Source organism: Azospirillum sp. (assembly GCF_050789165.1).
On the sequence record NZ_JBOZRT010000132.1, the window covers coordinates 45,615 to 66,184 of the forward strand.

The 20,570-nt window shown below is 68.0% G+C and carries 20 protein-coding genes; 9 read left to right on the forward strand and 11 right to left on the reverse strand.

The features are described from left to right. Positions 1-16: 16 nt before the first annotated feature. The 5 genes from der (at position 17) to ACRWK7_RS28060 (ending at position 5,199) form a co-directional block, all read left to right on the forward strand. A complete protein-coding gene (gene der / locus ACRWK7_RS28040; protein WP_431859954.1) occupies positions 17-1,438 on the forward strand; it encodes a ribosome biogenesis GTPase Der in 1,422 nt (473 codons plus the stop codon). A gap of 317 nt (positions 1,439-1,755) precedes the next feature. Further along, complete coding sequence (locus ACRWK7_RS28045) at positions 1,756-3,042, forward strand: pilus assembly protein TadG-related protein (RefSeq protein ID WP_431859956.1); 1,287 nt, start codon at positions 1,756-1,758, stop codon at positions 3,040-3,042. A gap of 11 nt (positions 3,043-3,053) precedes the next feature. Beyond that, a complete protein-coding gene (locus tag ACRWK7_RS28050) occupies positions 3,054-4,337 on the forward strand; it encodes a pilus assembly protein TadG-related protein (RefSeq protein ID WP_431859958.1) in 1,284 nt (427 codons plus the stop codon). A 7-nt stretch (positions 4,338-4,344) separates the two neighbouring features. Further along, the gene (locus tag ACRWK7_RS28055; protein WP_431859960.1) at positions 4,345-4,785 is read left to right on the forward strand and encodes a TadE/TadG family type IV pilus assembly protein; all 441 of its coding nucleotides are present in this window, start codon (positions 4,345-4,347) and stop codon (positions 4,783-4,785) included. A gap of 12 nt (positions 4,786-4,797) precedes the next feature. Further along, on the forward strand, positions 4,798-5,199 hold the full coding sequence (locus tag ACRWK7_RS28060; protein ID WP_431859962.1) for a TadE/TadG family type IV pilus assembly protein: 402 nt from the start codon (positions 4,798-4,800) through the stop codon (positions 5,197-5,199). Here the strand turns inward: ACRWK7_RS28060 and ACRWK7_RS28065 are convergent, their stop codons facing one another. From ACRWK7_RS28065 to radA, 4 genes are all read right to left on the reverse strand, one after another. Further along, positions 5,200-5,904 carry an SDR family NAD(P)-dependent oxidoreductase gene (locus ACRWK7_RS28065; protein ID WP_431859964.1) on the reverse strand — a complete coding sequence of 235 codons (705 nt, stop codon included), beginning with the start codon at positions 5,902-5,904 and terminating at the stop codon, positions 5,200-5,202. 83 nt (positions 5,905-5,987) lie between these two features. Then, positions 5,988-7,439, reverse strand: coding sequence for an amidophosphoribosyltransferase (gene purF, locus ACRWK7_RS28070; RefSeq protein WP_431860035.1), 1,452 nt, complete (start codon positions 7,437-7,439; stop codon positions 5,988-5,990). A gap of 39 nt (positions 7,440-7,478) precedes the next feature. Beyond that, positions 7,479-8,159: a CvpA family protein gene (locus tag ACRWK7_RS28075; protein WP_431859966.1), complete on the reverse strand. Its 681-nt coding sequence runs from the start codon at positions 8,157-8,159 to the stop codon at positions 7,479-7,481. A gap of 33 nt (positions 8,160-8,192) precedes the next feature. After that, entirely contained in the window at positions 8,193-9,581 is a 1,389-nt protein-coding gene (radA, locus tag ACRWK7_RS28080; protein ID WP_431859968.1) for a DNA repair protein RadA, read from the reverse strand. A gap of 83 nt (positions 9,582-9,664) precedes the next feature. Between radA and map the strand changes: the two genes are divergently transcribed. The 4 genes from map to ACRWK7_RS28100 all read left to right on the forward strand — a co-directional run bounded on the left by map (position 9,665) and on the right by ACRWK7_RS28100 (position 13,207). Beyond that, the gene (gene map / locus ACRWK7_RS28085; RefSeq protein WP_431859970.1) at positions 9,665-10,489 is read left to right on the forward strand and encodes a type I methionyl aminopeptidase; all 825 of its coding nucleotides are present in this window, start codon (positions 9,665-9,667) and stop codon (positions 10,487-10,489) included. Between the two features lie 14 nt (positions 10,490-10,503). After that, entirely contained in the window at positions 10,504-11,100 is a 597-nt protein-coding gene (locus ACRWK7_RS28090; RefSeq protein WP_431859971.1) for an NUDIX hydrolase, read from the forward strand. Further along, complete coding sequence (locus ACRWK7_RS28095) at positions 11,097-11,705, forward strand: NUDIX hydrolase (protein ID WP_431859973.1); 609 nt, start codon at positions 11,097-11,099, stop codon at positions 11,703-11,705. The genes ACRWK7_RS28090 and ACRWK7_RS28095 overlap by 4 nt, the downstream gene beginning before the upstream one ends. A gap of 158 nt (positions 11,706-11,863) precedes the next feature. After that, positions 11,864-13,207, forward strand: a complete 1,344-nt coding sequence (locus ACRWK7_RS28100) for a hypothetical protein (protein ID WP_431859975.1) — start codon at positions 11,864-11,866, stop codon at positions 13,205-13,207. Positions 13,208-13,319: 112 nt separating this feature from the next. On the opposite strand, the gene ACRWK7_RS28105 is transcribed toward ACRWK7_RS28100, so the two are convergent. The 7 genes from ACRWK7_RS28105 to ACRWK7_RS28135 all read right to left on the reverse strand — a co-directional run bounded on the left by ACRWK7_RS28105 (position 13,320) and on the right by ACRWK7_RS28135 (position 20,552). Continuing rightward, positions 13,320-14,096 (reverse strand): ABC transporter ATP-binding protein, encoded by a 777-nt coding sequence (locus ACRWK7_RS28105; protein WP_431859977.1) that lies wholly within the window; start codon positions 14,094-14,096, stop codon positions 13,320-13,322. Continuing rightward, the gene (locus ACRWK7_RS28110; protein ID WP_431859979.1) at positions 14,093-14,869 is read right to left on the reverse strand and encodes an MlaE family ABC transporter permease; all 777 of its coding nucleotides are present in this window, start codon (positions 14,867-14,869) and stop codon (positions 14,093-14,095) included. The genes ACRWK7_RS28105 and ACRWK7_RS28110 overlap by 4 nt, the downstream gene beginning before the upstream one ends. Beyond that, positions 14,869-15,996, reverse strand: a complete 1,128-nt coding sequence (gene alr / locus ACRWK7_RS28115; protein ID WP_431859981.1) for an alanine racemase — start codon at positions 15,994-15,996, stop codon at positions 14,869-14,871. The genes ACRWK7_RS28110 and alr overlap by 1 nt, the downstream gene beginning before the upstream one ends. After that, on the reverse strand, positions 15,974-17,503 hold the full coding sequence (locus ACRWK7_RS28120) for a replicative DNA helicase (protein ID WP_431859983.1): 1,530 nt from the start codon (positions 17,501-17,503) through the stop codon (positions 15,974-15,976). Before ACRWK7_RS28120 ends, alr begins: the two co-directional genes overlap by 23 nt. Positions 17,504-17,632: 129 nt before the next feature. Then, positions 17,633-18,868, reverse strand: a complete 1,236-nt coding sequence (locus ACRWK7_RS28125; RefSeq protein ID WP_431859985.1) for a class I SAM-dependent methyltransferase — start codon at positions 18,866-18,868, stop codon at positions 17,633-17,635. 188 nt (positions 18,869-19,056) lie between these two features. Further along, complete coding sequence (gene rplI, locus ACRWK7_RS28130) at positions 19,057-19,611, reverse strand: 50S ribosomal protein L9 (protein WP_431859986.1); 555 nt, start codon at positions 19,609-19,611, stop codon at positions 19,057-19,059. Next, positions 19,611-20,552 (reverse strand): DUF2232 domain-containing protein, encoded by a 942-nt coding sequence (locus ACRWK7_RS28135; RefSeq protein WP_431859988.1) that lies wholly within the window; start codon positions 20,550-20,552, stop codon positions 19,611-19,613. The genes rplI and ACRWK7_RS28135 overlap by 1 nt, the downstream gene beginning before the upstream one ends. Positions 20,553-20,570: the final 18 nt, after the last annotated feature.

Sequence of the window (20,570 nt, forward strand, 5' to 3'; positions counted from 1 at the left end):
GGGATTGTCAGGCCTCATGTCGTTCACCGTCGCCATCGTCGGCCGCCCGAATGTGGGCAAATCGACGCTTTTCAACCGTCTGGCCGGCAAGAAGCTGGCGCTGGTCGACGACACGCCCGGCGTGACCCGTGACTGGCGCTCGGCCGATGGGCATGTCGGCGGGCTGTCCTTCACCATCGTCGACACCGCCGGCCTGGAGGACGTCACCGACGACAGCCTGGAGGCGCGCATGCGCCGCCAGACCGAGCAGGCGCTGGAGCGTGCCGACGTGGCGCTGTTCCTGATCGACGCGCGCTCCGGCGTGACGCCGCTCGACCGCCACTTCGCGCGGCTGCTGCGCCGCTCGAAGACGCCGGTGATCCTGGTCGCCAACAAGGCCGAGGGCAAGGTCGGCATGCCCGGCCTGTTCGAGGCGTTCGAGCTGGGCCTGGGCGACCCCGTCCCGCTGTCGGCCGAGCACGGCGAGGGCATGGCCGACCTCGTCGAGGCGCTGCTGCCCTACGCCCCCAAGGACGAGGCGCCGGCGCCCCGCGGCCGTCGCGGCAGGGCGGCCAAGGAGCCCGAGCCCGCCACGCTGGACGAGGTCGAGGGCATCGGCGACCAGCCGGAGCCCGAGGAGGAGAAGGCCAAGCCGATCCACGTCGCCATCGTCGGCCGCCCGAACGTCGGCAAGTCGACTCTGCTCAACGGCCTGATCGGCGAGGAGCGCGTGCTGACCGGCCCCGAGGCCGGCATGACCCGCGACGCCATCGCCGTCGATTGGACGTGGCGCGACCGCCCGTTCCGCCTCGTCGACACCGCCGGCATCCGCCGCCGTGCGCGCGTCGATGAGAAGGTGGAGAAGCTGGCGGTGGCCGATGCGTTGCGCGTCATCCGGCTGGCGCAGGTGGTGGTGCTGGTGGTCGATGCCGACCAGATCCTCGACAAGCAGGACCTGACCATCGCCCGCATGGTGATCGACGAGGGCCGCGCGCTGGTCCTCGCGGTCAACAAGTGGGACGCGGTGGAGAACCGCGCGCTGGCGCTGAAGGAGGTCGAGGACAAGCTGCAGGCGTCGCTGGCGCAGGCCAGGGGCATGCAGGTGGTCACCATCTCGGCGCTGAGGAAGCAGAAGCTCGACACGCTGCTCGACGCGGTGCTGCAGACCTATGAGGTGTGGAACCGCCGCGTGCCGACGGCGCAGCTCAACCGCTGGCTCTCCGGCGTGCTGGAGCACCACCCGCCGCCCCTGGTCGAGGGCCGCCGGCTGAAGATCCGCTACATGACGCAGGTGAAGACCCGCCCGCCGACCTTCGCGCTGTTCGTCAACAAGCCGATGGACCTGCCGGAGAGCTACCAGCGCTATCTGGTCGCCGGACTGCGGGACACCTTCGACGTCCCGGGCGTGCCGCTGCGACTGGTGCTGCGCAAGCGGAAGAACCCGTTCGCGGAGAGCTGAAAGAGTTTTCCCCACCCTAATCCTCCCCCGCTGGGCGGGGGAGGGAACTCCGCTGCGTACCGTAAAAGCCCTCCCCCGCCCAGCGGGGGAGGGTTAGGGTGGGGGCTTGGATCTGGAATTGCTTCGAATTTCGAACCAATCCTCAAGCAAACTGAAGTCAAATCAAGCATCATCGCTGTGTTTTATTTGAGATCACTCATCGTCTCGTTGCGAATTCTCTAGACAGGGCGTATCCTCCCAAGAGTTCGCGGAACGCGCCCGCCTTTTCGACGCCGGTACCGGTCCTGCGCCGGCGGGCGCGGCGGATGGAGGATGGCATGGTGCGGCGGATCGCCCGATATTGCGCAGGCGCACGGCTCCGGCGCGACGAGTCCGGGGCGGTGGTCGTCGTCGTCGCGCTGATGCTGACGATGCTGATGGGGCTGCTCGGCGTCGGGATCGAGGTCGGCTCCTGGTACATGACGCGCCGCTCCCTGCAGACCGCCGCCGACGCCGCCGCCATCGCCGGCGCGCTGGAGGAGGCGCGCGGGGCGGCCGCGCGCGTCACCGCCGCCGCCCGGCAGGAGGCCGCGCGCAACGGCGCGGTGGCCGCCAAGGACGTCATCACCATTCGCACCCCGCCGGCCAGCGGTGCCTTCGCCGGCGACCCGCAGGCGGTGGAGGCGATCATCACCCGGCCGGAGGCGCGGATGTTCTCCGCCGTGCTGGGCAGCGGCAACGTGGACATCTCGGCCCGCGCCGTCGCCCGCGTGCGCACCGTCGGGCAGGCCTGCGTGCTGGCGCTCGATCCTTCGGCGTCCGGGGCGATCACCGGGCAGGGCAGCTCGACGCTGAGCATGCAGGGCTGCACGCTGGCCGCCAACTCCACCAGCGGCTCGGCCATCACCATGAGCGGTAGTTCCAGCGTTACCGCGCAGGGGCTGTGGACGGCGGGCGGCACCAGCCTGGGTGGCTCGTCCAACCTGAAGTTCGCGGTGCCGCCGGCGACCTACACCTGGCCGTTGCCCGACCCGTACGCCGGCCTGACCATTCCGCCGCTCGGCTCCTGCCAGCCGACGAAGAACGTGACGGTGTTCACCCCCGGCACCTACTGCAGCGACATCAGCTTGCAGAGCGGCAGCTTCGTCTTCAAGCCGGGGACCTACTACCTCGACGGCGCCAGCCTGAAGATCAACGCCTCGGCCATCGTGACGTGCGACTGCACGGCGCCCGGCTCGGGCGTGACCTTCGTGCTCACAGCGCGCAACAACGCCAACCAGATCGGTGCGGTCACCATCAACGGCGGCGCCACCATCACCCTGCGGGCGCCGAGCGACGCGAGCTCTCCCTATCCCGGAATCCTCTTCTACCAGGACCGCCGGGCGCCGGCGAACGCGGTGAACACCATCAACGGCGGCTCCAACATCGTGATGAACGGCGCCTTCTACTTCCCCTCGGCGCCCGTGAAGTGGACCGGCAACAACACCAGCTCCGGCGCCAACACCTGCGTCGAGATCATCGCGCGCACAGTGGACTTCAGCGGCAACTCGGCGCTCGACAACAGCGGCTGCACGGCGCTCGGCGTCAAGCCGCTGCTGACCACCGCCGCCACGCTGGGGGAATGACGGGGGTCCCGATGCGTCGCCTGCACGCCATACTCACGCACCTGCGCCGGAACGAGGACGGCGCGCTGATCGTCGCCATCGCGCTGATGCTGACGGTGCTGATGGGGCTGCTCGGCGTCGGCGTCGAGGTCGGCTCCTGGTACATGGCGCGGCGCAGCCTCCAGACCGCGGCCGACGCCGCGGCCATCGCCGGCGCGTTGGAGAACGCCCGCGGCAACACCGCCGCCATCGCGTCGGCGGCGGCGAAGGAGGCGGCCCGCAACGGCACCGGAAGCGGCGACACCGTGCAGGTCTTCACCCCGCCGACCAGCGGCGCCTTCGCCGGCCGCGCCGATGCGGTGGAGGCCGTCGTGATGCGCCGGCAGCCGGCGCTGTTCTCCGCCGCGCTGAACGCCGGCCCGGCGACGATCTCCGCCCGCGCGGTCGCGCTGCTCAGCGACAACGGGCGTGCCTGCGTGCTGGCGCTGGACGGCAGCGCGGCGTCGGCGGTGCTGGCCCGCGGCAATCCCGACGTGGAGATGGCCGGCTGCATGATCGCCTCGAACTCCAATGCGGTGTCGGCCATCGACCTCAGCGGCAACGTCTCGGTGAACGCGCTGTCCATGTGGACGGCCGGCGGCATCGCCGTCGCCGGCAACGTCAGTCTGCGGCTGGCGCAGCCGGCGACCACGCACAGCTGGCCACTGCCCGATCCCTACGCCGCCGTCGGTGTCCCGCCGCTGCCGACCTGCTCCAGCCCCAAGGTGACGAAGGTCAACAAGACGAAGCTTCTGCCGAAGGGAATCTATTGCGGTGGCCTCGATGTCTCCGGAAACACGCACCTGACGCTGGAGCCGGGGGAGTACTATCTCGACCAGGGCGACCTGACGGTGCGCGGCAACGTGACCATCGACTGCCCGGCCTGCGTCAACGACGGCGTCACCATCGTGTTCACCAGCACCCGTTCGCCCTCGCTGATCGGCGGCCTGCGGCTCAGCGGCAACCTCACCCTCACGCTGCGGGCGCGGGGCGGGGCGGGCGTGCCGTTTCCCGGCATCCTGATCTACCAGGACCGGCGCGCGCCGGCCGGGACCAACCTCGTCAACGGCAACACGTCCATGAACGTCACCGGCGCGCTGTATTTTCCCGCGCAGGAACTCCAGTGGGCCGGCAACAACAGCACGGCGTCGGCCGGCTGCGTGCAGATCGTGGCGCGCACGGTGACCTTCGTCGGCAACGCCGCGCTCGGCAACGAGACCTGCGCCGCCATCGGCGCCGCGCCGATCGTCACCACCCTGGCCCGGCTGGGCGAGTGAGGACGTGATGAGTCTGCTCAAGCGCTTGGCCGGCAACCGCAGCGGCAACGTGGCGGTGGAGTTCGCCCTGCTGGCGCCGCTGCTGGTCATCATCCTGACCGGCCTCGCCGACTTCGGCCGCGTCACCTACGAGCGGATGGCGCTGGAGACGGCGGCGCGCAGCGCCGTGCAGTACGCCCGCCAGAACCCCAACGACACCGCCGGCATCACCGCGGCGGCGCTGCACGCCGGCGGCTTGGACGCCACGGCGACGGTGGAGATCCCGGCGCCGTTCTGCGAATGCCCGGACGGGACGTCCATCGGCTGTTCCACCGTGTGCCCGAGCGGCGATCCGATCCTGCGCTTCCTGTCGGTCACGGTGCGACACGACTTCCCGCTGTTCTTCTCCTATCCCGGACTGCCGTCCCCGCTGGCGCTCGCCGGCACGGCGGTGATCCGGGTGCAGTGAGGGAGGGCGGCGATGCGGCGGCGCCTGATGCGCGATGAACGGGGGGCGGCGGCGGTCGAGTTCGCGCTGGTGTTCCCGGTGTTCATCGCCGTGCTGATCGCCATCATCGAGCTGGCGACCTTCTTCTGGACGCGCAACACCCTGCAGTTCGCGGTGGAGGAGGCGGCGCGGCTCGCCATGGTCAACGTCGCGGCGACTCCCGCGGCGGTGCAGGCCGCGGCGTCGGCGAAACTGGGCACGCTCACGCTGGACCCGGCGCGCCTGACGGTGACGGCGGTGTTTGACCCGGCCGGCGGGGTGACCTTCATGAAGGTCACCGCACGCTACGTCTGGCCGGCCGGCGGCGTCACCGGCGTCCTGCCGGTGACTCTCGGCGCGGCGGTCGGCGAGGCGCGCATGCCGATGGTGCAGTGATCAGATCGTCACGACCTCGCCGTGCCGGGTGCAGGCCGGCTCGGCCAGATCGACGAAACGGTCGGTGACGTCCTCGGGCGCGCGCAGCTTCGTCTGGTCCTCGCCGGGGAAGGCCTGCAGGCGCAGCTTGGTGGCGACGATGCCGGGGTCCAGCAGGTTGACCCGCAGGTTCGACTTGGCGATCTCCATCGCGTAGGTCTTCACCATCATCTCCAGCGCCGCCTTGCTCGCCGCGTAGGGGCCCCAGTACGGGTAGGGCTCCTTCGCAGCACCCGAGGTGACGAAGATCGCCCGCCCGGCGTCGGAGGCGCGCAGCAGCCGGTCCATGCTGCGGATCAGCCGGTAGTTGGCGGTGACGTTGGTGTCGAGGATGCGAGTCCACAGCTTCGGGTCGAACTGGGCGACCGGGCCCAGCGTCTCCAGCACGCCGGCGTTGCCGACGACGATGTCCAGCCGGCCGAAGCGCTCGTAGATGGCGGCGCCCAGCGCGTCGATCTGGTCGAACTTGCGCAGGTCGAGCGGCACCAGCGTGGCGTTGGCGCCGGTGGCCTGCTTGATGGCGTCGTCCACCTCCTCCAGGCCGCCGACGGTGCGGGCGGTGAGGATGACGTGCGCGCCCTCCGCGGCGAAGCGCTTGGCGACGGCGGCGCCGATGCCGCGGGAGGCTCCGGTGATCAGGGCGTAGCGGCCGGCGAGACGGGACATGGGGTCGCTCTACAGGTCAGTGGACAAACGAAGCCCGCGCCGGCACCCGCATCGGGGTGCCGCGCGCGGGCGGGTGGGATGGATCAGGAGGCGCGCAGGACGGGGCGCGGCGCCGGCTCCACGCCGTCGTGCTGGTCGGTCAGCGCGATCGGGTAGTCGCCGGTGAAGCAGGCATCGCAGAACTTCAGGTTCTTCGGGTCGCGGTGCGTGTCGCCCATGGCGCGGTACAGGCCGTCCAGCGAGATGAAGGCGAGGCTGTCGGCCTGGATGAACTGCCGCATCTCCTCCACCGACAGGCGGTGCGCCAGCAGCTTCGACTGCTCCGGCGTGTCGATGCCGTAGAAGCAGGGGTGGCTGGTCGGCGGGCTGGAGATGCGCATGTGCACCTCCTTGGCGCCGGCGGCGCGCATCATGTCGACGATCTTCTTCGAGGTCGTGCCGCGGACGATGGAATCGTCCACCAGGATGACCCGCTTGCCCTCGATCATGTGGCGGTTGGCGTTGTGCTTCAGCTTGACGCCCAGGTGGCGGATCTGGTCGGTCGGCTCGATGAAGGTGCGGCCGACGTAGTGGTTGCGGATGATGCCCAGCTCGAACGGGATGCCGCTCTGCGCCGCGTAGCCCAGCGCCGCCGGCACGCCGCTGTCCGGCACCGGCACCACGTAGTCCGCCTCGACGCCGGCCTCGCGCGCCAGCTCCCGGCCGATGAGCTGGCGCGCCTCGTAGACCGAGGTGCCCTCCATGATGCTGTCGGGGCGGGCGAAGTAGATGTACTCGAAGATGCAGAAACGGCGGCCCTGCGGCTGGAACGGGCGCAGGCTGTGCACGCCGGCGTCGTCCAGCACCACCATCTCGCCCGGCTCGACGTCGCGGACGTAGTCGGCGCCGACGATGTCGAGCGCGCAGGTCTCGCTGGTCAGGATGTGGCTGTCGCCCAGCTTGCCCAGCACCAGCGGCCGCACGCCCAGCGCGTCGCGCACGCCGATCACCGTGCCGTGCGCGGCGGCGACCAGCGAGAAGGCGCCCTCGACCTGCCGCACCGCCTCGATCATGCGGTCGACCGGGCTGCCGCCGCGGGCCAGCGCCATGAGGTGGACGATCACCTCGGTGTCGGTGGTGGACTGGAACAGGCAGCCGCGGCGCACCAGCTGGCGGCGCAGCAGCTGCGCGTTGGTCAGGTTGCCGTTGTGGGCCAGCGCGAAGCTGCCGAACTCCAGGTCGGCGCACAGCGGCTGCACGTTGCGCAGCGTGGTGTCGCCGGTGGTGGCGTAGCGGACGTGGCCGATGGCCATGTCGCCCTTCAGGCGGCCGATGACGCTTTCCTTGGAGAAGTGGTCGCCGACCAGCCCCATGGTGTGCTCGACGCGGAACTCCGATGTGCCGAAGCTGGCGATGCCCGCCGCCTCCTGGCCGCGGTGCTGCAGCGCGTGCAGGCCCAGCGCCGTGATGGCGGCGGCCTGCGGGTGCGCGTAGATGCCGAAAACGCCGCACTCCTCGCGCAGCTTGTCGTCGTCGAAGGGATGCGTCGTCAGCATCGAAGACATCGAAGATTCCTCGTTGTGCACGGGCCCGACTCAGCGCGTGTTCTGGATCAGACGGTCGATCTCGCCGCGATCGCGCTCCTTATAGCCGGTATTGGCGGGTGGTGCACCCGTCTTCCCGCCGGCCGGGACGGGCGAGGTGAGACGGTCCAGCGCCTCCTTCGCCTCGATCGCCTGGCGCGCGCGATCCCGCGCCAGATCGGCCTGGTTCAGCCCTTCCGCCCGCAGGTTGGCGGGCACGAACTCATAGATCATGCCCGCGCCCGCCGCCATCAAGGGCCGGGTCTTGGCCTGCTGCAGCCATTGCGGCTGCTCCTGGGCCGGGATCAGCCATGCGAAGAACAGATAGGCGACCGACACCAGCACGGCGCCCTTGAACAGGCCGAACAGGAAGCCCAGCGAGCGGTCCACCGCCGACAGCGAGGAGTTCTGCACGCCGCGCGAGATCCGCCCGAACAGGATGGTCAGCACCACCAGCGCCACGATGAACAGCGCGGCCGAGGTGACGACGTACGCCACCATCTCGACCTTCACGTATTTCTGCGTGTGCGGCAGGACGAAGGGCAGGGTGTACAGCGCGGTCAGCGCCGCCCCGCCCCAGGCGGCCAGCGACAGCACCTCGGCCACCATGCCGCGGGTGAACGCCAGCAGCGCCGCCAGCAGCAGCACGGCGAACACCACGCCGTCGGCCGGGTTGATCGGGAAATTCTCCATGCTCCGCTACCCTCGAAACCTATCGTGCCAGCGCTATCGACCTCTGCCCCGGCTGCCGCCGCCGTCCGTCTGGAACAGCGGCATCAGTTCGCCGAGATGGTGAAGCTCCACGGTCCTGAGCGACAGGTCGCCCTTTCCGCCGCTCCGTCTAGCCGGAATGATCGCCGTTGAAAACCCCAGCTTTGCGGCTTCCTTGAGGCGCGTGTCGGTCTGGCTCACCGCGCGCACCTCGCCGCTCAGCCCGATCTCGCCGAACACCACGGCATCGGCCGGCACCGGCTCGCCGGTCAGCGAGGAAACCAGCGCCGCGGCCACGGCCAGATCGGCCGCGGGCTCCGTCACCTTCAGACCGCCGGCGACGTTCAGGTACACGTCGTTGGCGCCGATCTGCACGCCGCAGCGCGCCTCCAGCACCGCCAGCACCATGGCGAGGCGCGCCGAGTCCCAGCCCACCACCGCGCGCCGCGGCGTGCCGAGCGGCGAGGGGGCGACGAGGGCCTGCACCTCCACCAGCACCGGCCGCGTGCCCTCCATGCCGGCGAAGACCGCGGCGCCCGACACGTCGCCGCGCCGTTCGGCGAGGAACAGGGCGGAGGGGTTGGTGACCTCCGACAGGCCGGCGTCGCCCATCTCGAACACGCCGATCTCGTCGGTCGGGCCGAAGCGGTTCTTCACCGCGCGCAGGATGCGGAACTGGTGGCCGCGCTCGCCCTCGAAGTAGAGGACAGTGTCCACCATGTGCTCCAGCACGCGGGGGCCGGCGATCATGCCCTCCTTGGTCACGTGGCCGACGAGCAGCAGCACCACGCCGCGCCGTTTCGCGACGCGGATCAGCTCCTGCGCCGAGGCGCGCACCTGCGCCACCGTGCCGGGCGCGCTGTCCAGCGTGTCCACGTACATGGTTTGGATGGAGTCGATGACGATGATCCCGGGGCAGTCGCCGCCGTCCAGCGTCGCCACGATGTCGCGCACGTTGGTGGCCGAGGCGAGGTCGACCGGGGCCGCGGCGCAGCCCAGCCGCTGGGCGCGCAGCCGCACCTGGTCCACCGCCTCCTCGCCCGAGACGTAGGCGCAGCGCCAGTCCTGCGCCAGCCGGCCGACCGCCTGGAGCAGCAGCGTCGACTTGCCGATGCCCGGGTCGCCGCCGATCAGCACCGCCGAGCCGGGCACGAGGCCGCCGCCGCAGACGCGGTCGAACTCGGCGATGCCGGTCATGCGGCGCGGGGCCGGCTCCGACGCGCCGGACAGCCCGACGAACTCCAGCCGCCGGCCCTTGCCCACCCCGAGGCCCTTCGGAGCGGAATCGGGAGCCGCTTCCTCGATCAGCGTGTTCCATTCACCGCAGCCGTCGCAGCGTCCGGCCCATTTCGGGAACACGGAGCCGCACGACTGGCAAACGTAGCGTGTTGTCGGCTTTGCCAATGTCGTGGAGTCTGGATGTGTTGCGGAGCACAATATATAGCATGCCGTGACCCCGTCTCCTATGGGGCAAGGAAGGGATTCGCATGTCGTACGAGCCGCGCGGGTACGCGACCGACACCGAAGGGCACAAGGTGCCGCTGCATGGGCCGGAGGGATTCGAGGGGCTGCGCCGCGCCGGGCGTCTGGCCGCCGAGACGCTGGACTTCATCACCGCCCACGTGAAGCCGGGCGTGACCACCGGGGCGCTCGACAAGCTCATCGAGACCTTCATGCGCGACCACGGCGCCATCCCGGCGACCATCGGCTACAAGGGCTACCAGCACGCCAGCTGCATCTCGCCGAACCACGTCGTCAACCACGGCATCCCCAGCGACGACAAGCGGCTGGTGGACGGCGACATCGTCAACATCGACGTGACGGTGATCCTCGACGGCTGGTACGGCGACAACAGCCGCATGTACTTCGTCGGCGAGAAGATCGGCGTGAAGGCGCGCAAGCTGGTGGACCTCACCTACGAGGCCATGATGGCCGGCATCGCGGCGGCGAAGCCGGGCAACACGCTGGGCGACGTCGGCCACGCCATCCAGACCCTGGCCGAGGCCAACCGCTTCTCGGTTGTGCGCGAGTTCGGCGGGCACGGCATCGGCCGCGTCTTCCACGACGCCCCGCACGTCGACCATTTCGGCAAGCCGGGGGAGGGGGTGGCGCTGGTCCCCGGCATGGTCTTCACCATCGAGCCGATGCTGAACGCCGGCAAGCCGGACATCAAGATCCTGTCCGACGGCTGGACCACGGTGACCCGCGACCGCTCGCTTTCGGCGCAGTTCGAGCATCAGGTCGGCATTACCGAGGACGGGTGCGAGATCTTCACCCTGTCGCCCGCCGGCCTCACCAAGCCGCCCTACTGACGGAGACGCCTCCTGTGACGGACAACACGGGGCCCAAGGACCTCAAGCCCTGGCGGGTCGCCGCCAGCCGCGACCTGCTGGACGCCTCGCCCTTCCTCAAGGTGCGGGTGGAGAGCATCGAACTGCCGGACGGCCGGCGGATCGACGACTACTACCAGCTCGAGATGCCGTCCTTCGCCTGCATCTTCGCCGAGACCGAGGACGGCCGGGTCATCACCTGCCGCCAGTACCGGCACGGCCCCCGGCGCATCAGTCTGGTCTTTCCCGGCGGCCACCTGAACGCGTCCGAGGACCCGCTGGAGGCGGCCAAGCGCGAACTGCTGGAGGAGACCGGGTACGAAGGGGCGGAGTGGCAGGACCTCGGCGCCTACATGGTGAACTCCAACCAGGGCGGGCCGGTGTCGCACATGTTCCGCGCCATCGGCTGCCGCAAGGTGGCCGAGCCCGACGCCGACGACCTGGAGGAGAGCGAGGTGCTGTTCCTGACGCGCGCGGAACTCATGGAGGCGGCCGGCCGGGGCGAGTTCGCGCTGCTGACGCAGATCGCGCTGTTCGCCATGGTGACGAACGCGGACCTGACCCGCTCCCTCGCGGCGGAGGCGGCGGAATGACGGAGCCCCTGGAGCCCTGGCGGGTGCTGGCCAGCCGCGACGTCTACACCCACGAACCCTGGCTGAAGGTCCGCGTCGAGACGCTGGAACTGCCGGACGGCCGGCAGGTCGAGTTCCACCAGGTCGACCAGCAGGACTTCATCATCATCTTCGCCGAGACGCCGGACGGCCGCGCCCTGATGCTGCGCCAGTACAAGCACGGCGCCCGCCGCGTCAGCCTGACCTTCCCCGCCGGCGCGGTGGACCCCGGCGAGGACCCGCTCGACGCCGCCAGGCGCGAACTGCTGGAGGAGACCGGCTACGTCTCCGACGAATGGGTCGCGTTCGGCGACTACGTCATGCAGGGCAACCAGCGCGGCTGCGTCGCCCACCTGTTCCAGGCCAAGGGGTGCCGCAAGGTGGCCGAGGCGGACTCCGGCGATCTGGAGGAGATGCGCCTCGAACTGCTCACCCGCGAGGAGTTGGTCGCCGCCGCGGCGAACGGCGAGTTCGCCATCGTGTCGTCGCTGTGCATGCTGACGCTGGTGCTGCAGCCGGAGGTGGCCAGGGCGCTGGGCCGGCCGATCATGGGTGACAATAGTGAGGATAAGGAGCCAACAGCCTAAAAGCCCATACCCTTCGCCCGCTGTGCCTGCAGGTATAGCAGGAAATGATCCACGAACGACGCGCGCATCAATAATACAATAATTTTATGTGCATCGTTGCGTTGACGTCACGCATAGGGAGAGTGTATATGTGGGGTGCATTATTATAAGCGGCGGATATGGTGGGGGCAGGGTTGATAGAGAGCAAAAAGAAACCTCAATACCACCCGACGCTGATTGTTTCCGCTCACGGGATTCGTTCTCACGCACCATGGCAGAAAGCGTTTGCTGCCGTTTTTTCGGGCGGCAAAACGCGAGTCGCATCATATGATTATGGTCGCTACGGTTTGTTGAAGTTTCTCAATCCATTTTGCAACCGTCGGATGATTGATCATTTTTACACGTGGTACGGTCGTCTTGTTGAAGCAGACCCATCGATAAACCTGAATGATGCGCGAAAGAGGCATTCGATAGCAGCCCATAGCTTTGGTTCATGGATTGTGTGCTATTCTATGCTTAAGCATAGCGATATCAAATTTGATAAGATTATTTTATGCGGTTCAATTCTTCCCAGCGACTTCGAGTGGTCGATCTTGTTTGCTCGCGATCAAATTGGTGCGGTAAGAAATGAATGCGGCCTTAAAGATCCATGGCCTAAGTGGGCTGGTGCGTTAATTGCCAGAGCAGGAACGGGTGGATCTCATGGGTTTAATTGGTTTGATTCTTCTGTCCAAAATATTAAATGTGATGATTTCGGCCATAGCGATTTTTTATTGGAGCAGCATATGAGAAAGCATTGGCTTCCATTTTTATACCAAAGCCCTCAACGGCTCCATCTAGTGAACGGTCGGCAAATAGAAAGCAAGGAAGAGTTTTCAGCAATATTGGATTGCGCTGGAACAATTCTAGATGTTGAGGCGTTTGGTAAGATTCCTCATTATGACGAGGCCGAGCTTCCTCAGGGGCTGTCGTTGGAGTGGAGCAAGATCAATCCTGATATTTATACCTTTTTGATGGAGCAATCATCGCAAAAGCCTGCCGGATATATCAATGCCATGCCGGTGAGTGATGCTCTGTACACCGAAATTCGCAATGGAAACGCGGTTGATAACGCGGTTACTGCGGCTGATATTGTCCCATTCTCGGAAAATCGTACTGTTAAAATTTATCTTATGTCCATAGTCATTGGAGAGTCATATAGGAATTTTGGGGAAGGATTGTTTCACAGGGTTTTTGTGAAGCTCACCACTGGATTTGTTGAGAAATTGGTGCACTATGCGGTTTATCATCAGGTGTTTGCTTCGCATTTGATTGCTGTTGCCTGGACTCCGGCAGGGGAAAGGCTTTGTGAATATTTGAGCATGGTTTGCGTTGGGCGTGACCGATATAATAACGCTATATATGAACTCGACATAAGGGCCGTCTTATCAAGCGCCGATCCGGTACCACAAGTGCTCAGACGTCTCAAATCGGCATATCGCGACATGGAACACGCTCAGGTTGGTGCAAAGGCTAATGCATAGCCGTTATCATTGTCTCTGAGCGGGCCCTGTTTGCCTGAGCATTATCGTTTTCAGCTCCTCTCACAAATGTGACAGTAGCGCATTCCTCCTGCTCCTGGCTAAACCGTAAGCCCTACAGCGCTCGGATCTGCATCTGGATCGGCCCCTCGGCGCGGCCATGGACGAACTGGTCCACGTGGGCGTTGCCGGAGGCGTCGATGTCCTTGGCGTGACCGGTCCAGATGATCTTGCCCTGGTAGATCATCGCGACGCGGTCGGCGATCTTGCGGGCCGACGCCATGTCGTGGGTGATGGTCACGGCGGTGGCGCCGAGGTCCTTCACGCACTTCACGATCAGCTCGTTGATCACGTCGGCCATGATCGGGTCCAGGCCGGTGGTCGGCTCGTCGAAGAAGATGATCTCCGGCTCGTCGGCGATGGCGCGGGCCAGCGCCACGCGCTTCTGCATGCCGCCCGACAGCTCGGCCGGGTACAGCTCGCCCACCTCCGGCGTCAGGCCGACGGCTCCCAGCTTCGCCATGGCGATGTCCTTGGCCTTGGCGCGCGGCATGTGCTCGCCCTGGATCAGGCCGAAGGCGACGTTCTCCCACACGCGGATGCTGTCGAACAGGGCGGCGCCCTGGAACAGCATGCCGAACTTGTGCAGCAGCTTCTCCCGCTCGCGCGAGCCGAGGCGGGTGGTCTCCTCGCCGTCGACCTTGATCGAGCCCTTGTCCGGGTGCAGCAGGCCGAGGATGCACTTCAGCATCACCGACTTGCCGGTGCCGGACCCGCCGATCACCACCAGGGATTCGCCGCGCCCGACCTCCAGGTCGATGCCGTTCAGCACCACCTTGTGGCCGAAGCGCTTGTGGACGTTGCGCAGGGCAATTTTGGGCGTGTCGGTCATTTGGTCGAGAAGAACATTCCGGTGATCAGGTAGTTGAACACCAGGATCAGGATCGAGGCCGCCACCACCGCGTTGGTGGTCGCCTGACCGACGCCCTGGGCGCCGCCGCGCGACTTGTAGCCGAAATAGCAGCCCATCAGCGAGATGACGAAGCCGAACACCGCCGCCTTCACCAGGCCGGAGATCACGTCGATCGGCTCCAGGAACTGCCAGGTGCGGGTGATGTAGGAGGACGCGTTGAAGTCCAGCCGGTAGACGCTGACCAGGAAACCGCCGAACACGCCGATGATGTCGGCGACCAGCACCAGCAGCGGCAGCATCGTCGTGCCGGCGATCAGGCGCGGCGCCACCAGGTACTTGAACGGGTTGGTGGACAGCGTGGAGAGCGCGTCGATCTGCTCGGTCACCCGCATGGTGCCGATCTCCGCCGCCATGGCGGCGCCGATGCGCCCGGCCACCATCAGTCCGGCGAGCACCGGGCCCAGTTCACGCGTCACCGACAGCACCACCACCGTGGCGATGGCGCCTTCCGCCTGAAAACGCGAGAATCCGGAATAGCTCTGCAGCGCCAGCACCATGCCGGTGAACAGCGCGGTCAGGCCCACCACCGGCAGCGAGTAGTAGCCGATGTCGATCATCTGCCGGATGATCTGGCGGGCGTACAGCGGCGGCCGGACGCAGTGCGAGACCGAGCGGCCGGTGAACATGGCCAGCTGCCCGGTCGCTTCCAGGAAGACCAGGAAGGTGCGGCCCGTCGCGGCGAGAAAATCCATCAGGCGGCCCCGCCCGCGTAGACGCGGTGATAGCGGCGCCCCAGCGAGGTGAGGATCTCGTAGCCGATGGTGCCGGCCTCGTCCGCCACGGTGTCCACCGGGCGGTTGGGGCCGATCAGCTCGACCAGCGCGCCGGGCGCCAGGGCGCTCTCGGGCAGTGCGGTTACGTCCACCGTGATCAGATCCATCGAAATCCGCCCGACCACCGGAGCCGGCACACCGCCAACGAACACATGCCCGCGCCCGCTCAGCGTGCGCGGGTAGCCATCGGCGTAACCCACTGCAATGGTGGCAATTTTGCCTTTTCCCGCGACGCGGTGGGTGGCACCGTAGCCAACGGTCATAGCCGTGTCAACGCTTCGGACCTGCAGGACCCGCGCGTCGAGGCGCACCGTCTGGCGCATCGGGTTCGCCGTGGCCGGCGTCGGGTTGACGCCGTACAGCGCGCAGCCCGGCCGGGCGAGGTCGAAATGGTAGGCCGGCCCGAGGAAAATCCCCGAGGAATTGGCGATGCTGGCCGGCGCCGCCGGCAAGCGGGCGACCGCCATGCGGAAGCGGCCGAGCTGCTGCGCGTTCATCGGCGTGTCGGCCTCGGCGCAGGCGAGGTGGGTCATCCACAGCCGGACCGTCATGCCGGCCAGCCGCTCCGGCTGCTCGGCGAGGCGGTCGAGTTCGTCCGGCCCCAGCCCGAGTCGGTTCATGCCGGTGTCGATGTGCACGGCGGCGGGGAGGGCCTCGCCGCGCCCGCGGCAAAACGCCGTCCACGCCTCGATGTCGCCAAGGTGGTTGAGCACCGGCGTGACGCCGTGCGCGGCGAACACCGCGGCACCCCCGGGCGGCAGGCCGCCCAGCGAGAGGATATCCGCGTCGGGCGGCAGCACGGCGCGCAGCGCGACCGCCTCTTCCAGCTGCGCCACCACGAAGGTCCGGCAGCCGGCGGCGAACAGGGCAGGGGCGACGCGCGCCGCGCCCAGCCCGTAGGCGTCGGCCTTCACCACCGCGGCGCAGCGCGCCGGGCCGCCGACGCGATCGCGCAGCAGCGTCCAGTTGGCGGCGACGGCGTCGAGGTCGATGGTCAGCAGCGCGCCGGCCAAGGCCGCGGGATCACTCCCCGACATCGTGGTCATGGTCGGTGTCGAGGTCGCCGAACTTGGTGTATTGGCCATCGAAGTAGAGCCGTACGCTGCCGATCGGGCCGTGACGCTGCTTGGCGATGATCGCTTCGGCGGTGTTGTGCACCTCGCCGTAACGCTTCTGCCAGTTGGCGTAGCGGTCATTGTACTTGTCTTCCGTCTCTTCCGGCCGGCGGGCCGGCTCGGCGCGCTCAAGATAGTACTGTTCGCGGTAAACGAACATCACGACGTCGGCGTCCTGCTCGATCGAGCCGGATTCGCGCAGGTCGGAGAGCTGCGGCCGCTTGTCCTCGCGCTGCTCCACCGCGCGGCTGAGCTGCGAGAGCGCCAGCACCGGCAGGTCGAGTTCCTTGGCGATGGCCTTGAGCCCGCGGGTGATTTCCGAGATCTCCTGCACGCGGTTTTCCGCGCCGCGCTGCGAGGTGCCGCGCAGCAGCTGGAGGTAGTCGACCACTACGAAGCCCAGGTTGTGCGTGCGCTTGAGGCGCCGGCAGCGGGTGCGCACGGCGGCCACCGACAGCGCGGGGGTGTCGTCCACGAAGAACGGCACGCGGCCCAGCTCCTGGCTGGCCTGGATGAACTTCGGGAAATCGCTGTCGCGGATGTCGCCGCGGCGGATCTTGTCGCCGGACACCTCGGCCTCGCCGGCGAGGATACGGGTGGCCAGCTGCTCGGCCGACATTTCCAGCGAGAAGAACCCGACGCACGCCCCCTCGGACCCGTTCGACTTCATGTACGCCTTGGCGGCGTTGAAGGCCATGTTGGTGGCCAGCGCCGTCTTGCCCATCGACGGGCGCCCGGCGAGGATCAGAAGGTCCGACGGGTGCAGGCCGCCCAGCTTGCGGTCGAGGTCGCGCAGGCCGCAGGTGACGCCGGTGACGTGGCTGGAGCGGCGGAACGCCGCCTCCGCCATGTCGATGGCGACCTTCAGCGAGTCGGCGAAGGCGATGAAGCCGCCCTGCACGTCGCCGGTGGAGGCGAGGTCGAACAACTGCTTCTCGGCCTGCTCGATCTGATCCATGGCGTTGGAATCGAGGTCGTGCTCGTACGCCTCGTTCACCATGTCCGTGCCGACCTCGATCAGCTGCCGGCGCAGGAACAGGTCGTGGATCGTCTTGCCGTAGTCGGCGGCGTTGATCACCGTCACCACGCCGGCCGCGAGGCTGGCCAGATAGGCGCCGCCGCCGCCCTCCTCCGCGAACTGCGGGTCGGTCTCGAAATACGCCTTCAGCGTCACCGGGTTGGCGACCTGCCCGCGCTCGATCAGCTTGGAGATCGCCTCGTAGATCTTCTGGTGGCCGGGGTCGTAGAAGTGCTGCGGGCGCAGGAACTCGCTGACCTTCTCGTAGGCCTTGTTGTTGACCAGGATGGCGCCCAGCAGCGCCTGCTCCGCCTCCTCGTTGTGGGGGGCGGTGCGGTACTCGGGCGCTGGGCGGCCCGCTGCGGCGCGGGCGGCGGTTCCGTCGATCACGCGGGGCTCGAAGGTGGGCTTGTTGTCCATGACCGGCACTCTACCAAACGGCTGCGCCGGGGGCCTGTGCCAAGCGCGCCGGGCTCACCGAAAAACCTGTGCACAACTTTCATCCCCATGTGCAGAAGAGCGGGGATAAACGCCCTAACCCTTTCGATGTCAAGCGCTTGCGCGATCGCGCCGCGATGGACTGTCGGCGTCGGCCAGGGACCGTTCGGTCTCCAGCATGTAGTCGCGGGTCAGCGGCGCCGCCCCGACGGCGCGCGCCATCTGGATCTGCATCACCATGTGGCCCTGGTGGCGGAAGGCGATCTCGGCGCCGGCCAGATAGAACTCCCACATCCGCACGAACCGCTCGTCGTAGAGCGTGGCCGCCTCCTCCCGCCGCGCCAGGAAGCGTTCGCGCCAGTGACGCAGGGTCTCGGCGTAGTGCAGGCGCAGGATCTCCACGTCGGTGGTCCACATCCCGGCGCGCTCGATGCACGGAATCACCTCGGACAGCGCCGGGGAGTAGCCGCCGGGGAAGATGTATTTGCGGAACCAGGGATTGGTCGTGCCCGGCCCCTCGCTGCGGCCGATCGAGTGCAGCAGCGCCACGCCGTCCTCGGCCAGCCGGTCGCGCACCGTGTCGAAGAAGGTGCGGTAGTGCGGCGCGCCGACGTGCTCGAACATGCCGACCGAGACGATGCGGTCGAAGCGGCCGGTCACGGCGCGGTAGTCGCACAGCTCGAACCGCACACGGTCGGACAGGCCGGCCGACTCGGCGCGCTCGCGGGCGACGGCCAACTGCTCGGTGGACAGCGTGATGCCGGTGACCCGCACCCCGGCGTGCTTCGCCAGGTACAGCGCCATGCCGCCCCAGCCGCAGCCGATGTCCAGCACGTGGTGGCCGGGGTGCAGCAGCAGCTTGGCGGCGATGTGCCGCTTCTTGGCCAGCTGCGCGTCGTCCAGGCTCATGCCCGGCTTCGCGAAGTAGGCGCAGGAGTATTGCAGGTCGCGGTCGAGGAACAGCTCGTACAGCCGCCGCGACAGGTCGTAGTGGTGGGCGACGTTGCTCCGCGCGCGTTGCAGCGGGTTGCGCTGCTCGACATAGCGCAGCAGCGGCGCCAGCCGGTCGCGGACCGGTCCGACGAGGCCGTCGACGCTGACGCCGTCGGACAGCAGCACCAGCAGGTCGTACAGGCTGCCGCCCTCGATGGTGAGGCGGCCGTCCATGTACGCCTCGCCGAAGCTCAGGCGCGGGGTGAGGAACAGTTGCCGGTGCAGCGCCGTGTCGTGCAGGCGCAGGGTGAGCGTCGGAGCGCCGGGACCGATCCGGTGGGTCTTCCCCCGGGCATCGACGAGCGTCAGGCCGCCGCGGGTCAGCGCGGCGTTCAGCAGGCGGGCCAAGAGCATGCCATCGTCTCCTCACCCAGAGGCTGGGATGGGCGATGGCCTTAGGGTAGAGCGCGTTCGGCGAGGGAGAATGACTCTTTCGCCATACCCTGGTCTGCAAAAGCGGCCCATCCGGAAAACGGAAAGCCGCCCGGCTCCCTTGCGGGAGCGGGCGGCCTCCGGACGAGCGTGACGGGCAACGGGGAGGATCAGGCCTCCTCGGCCTCGCCTTCGGTCGTGGTCTCGGCCTCGTCTTCCTCGTCGGCGAGGTCGGCCGCGGTCACCATGGCGCCGCGCTGCGCCTGCAGCTCAGCCTCTTCGGCCGAACGGGCGACGTTCACGGTCACGTTCTGGCTGACCTCCGGGTGCAGCACGATGCGCACCGGGAACAGGCCCAGCGTCTTGATCGGCTGGTCGATGGCGACCTGGCTGCGCTCGATCTTCACGCCGGCGGCGGAGACCGCGTCGGCGATGTCGCGGTTCGACACGGAACCGTACAGCACGCCGGTCTCACCCGCCTGACGGATGACGACGACCGACAGGCCGTTCAGCTTCGGCGCGATGGCCTCGGCGTCCTTGCGGCGCTCGAGGTTCATCGCCTCGAGGTGCACGCGCTGCTTCTCGAAGTGCTCCAGGTTCGCCTTGGTGGCGCGCATGGCCTTCTTGAGCGGCAGCAGGTAGTTGCGGGCGAAGCCGGGCTTGACCTTGACGACCTGGCCCATCTGGCCGAGCTTCTCGACCCGCTCCAACAGAATAACTTCCATCACTCGTCCTCCTGATCGGGGCCGACGCGCGCCCAGCGGCGCCGCAGCCCAATCCATTGCTCGATCACGCCCAGGCCGACCATCAGCAGGAGCGGCCAACCGAAGAGAAACAGGAACAGGTAGAACCCGACGAGGAGCGCCACCTTGGCCGACTGGCGGTTGGCGAAGGCGTGCACCACAGACAGGCCGGCCAGACCGAACGGCAGCGACAGCACCAGCGCCACGTTGAGCGCCAGGAAGTCCAGACCGTCCGGCAGCACCGCCGCCGCGGCCATCGCGCCCGCGAACGCCAGCACCACCCACCCCGGCAGCTCCATGTCGACCAGCCGCATCGGCGGACGCCGATTGCGGTGGAACCGCATCAGGAGCCCCTGAGCCAGGGTCGCGTTGACGATCGTCATGACCAGCCATGAGACCGCCACGAGGCCCGGCATCGCCGGAGCCAGCCAGAACGCTTCGGGCGGCGGGGGTGCATCCCCCGGCGCGCCGAGCTGCCGGGCCATGCCCTGCAGCGTCCGGCGCACCACGCCCTCGAGCCCGCCCGGTTCCCCCAGCGCCAGCAGCACGGCGACGAAGAACGCCACCAGCCCCAGGCCGGTCAACCCGAGCAGGAGCAGCCCCGGCGGGTACCACTCCACCTCCCCCTTCGCCGTGGTCCGGGCCAGCAGCGCCTGACGGGCCACGAAGGCCGCCGGCACCGCACCGGTCACGACGTAGCCCAGCGGCCCCAGGAAGCCGCCCGTGGCGCCGAGCACCAGCACCGCCCCCACTCCTCCCGCGATCAGCGTGGCCGGAAAACCGAACCACAGACCGGCCAGGAACAGCGGCAGCGGGGCGAGGTAGCCGAGGATCAGCGCGCCGACGCCGGCGAACAACACCGACACGTACAGGAGCGCGCTGACCACACCGCCCCCCAGGGCGACCAACATGGTCGTGGGCATGGGGGTATTCCTAATCCT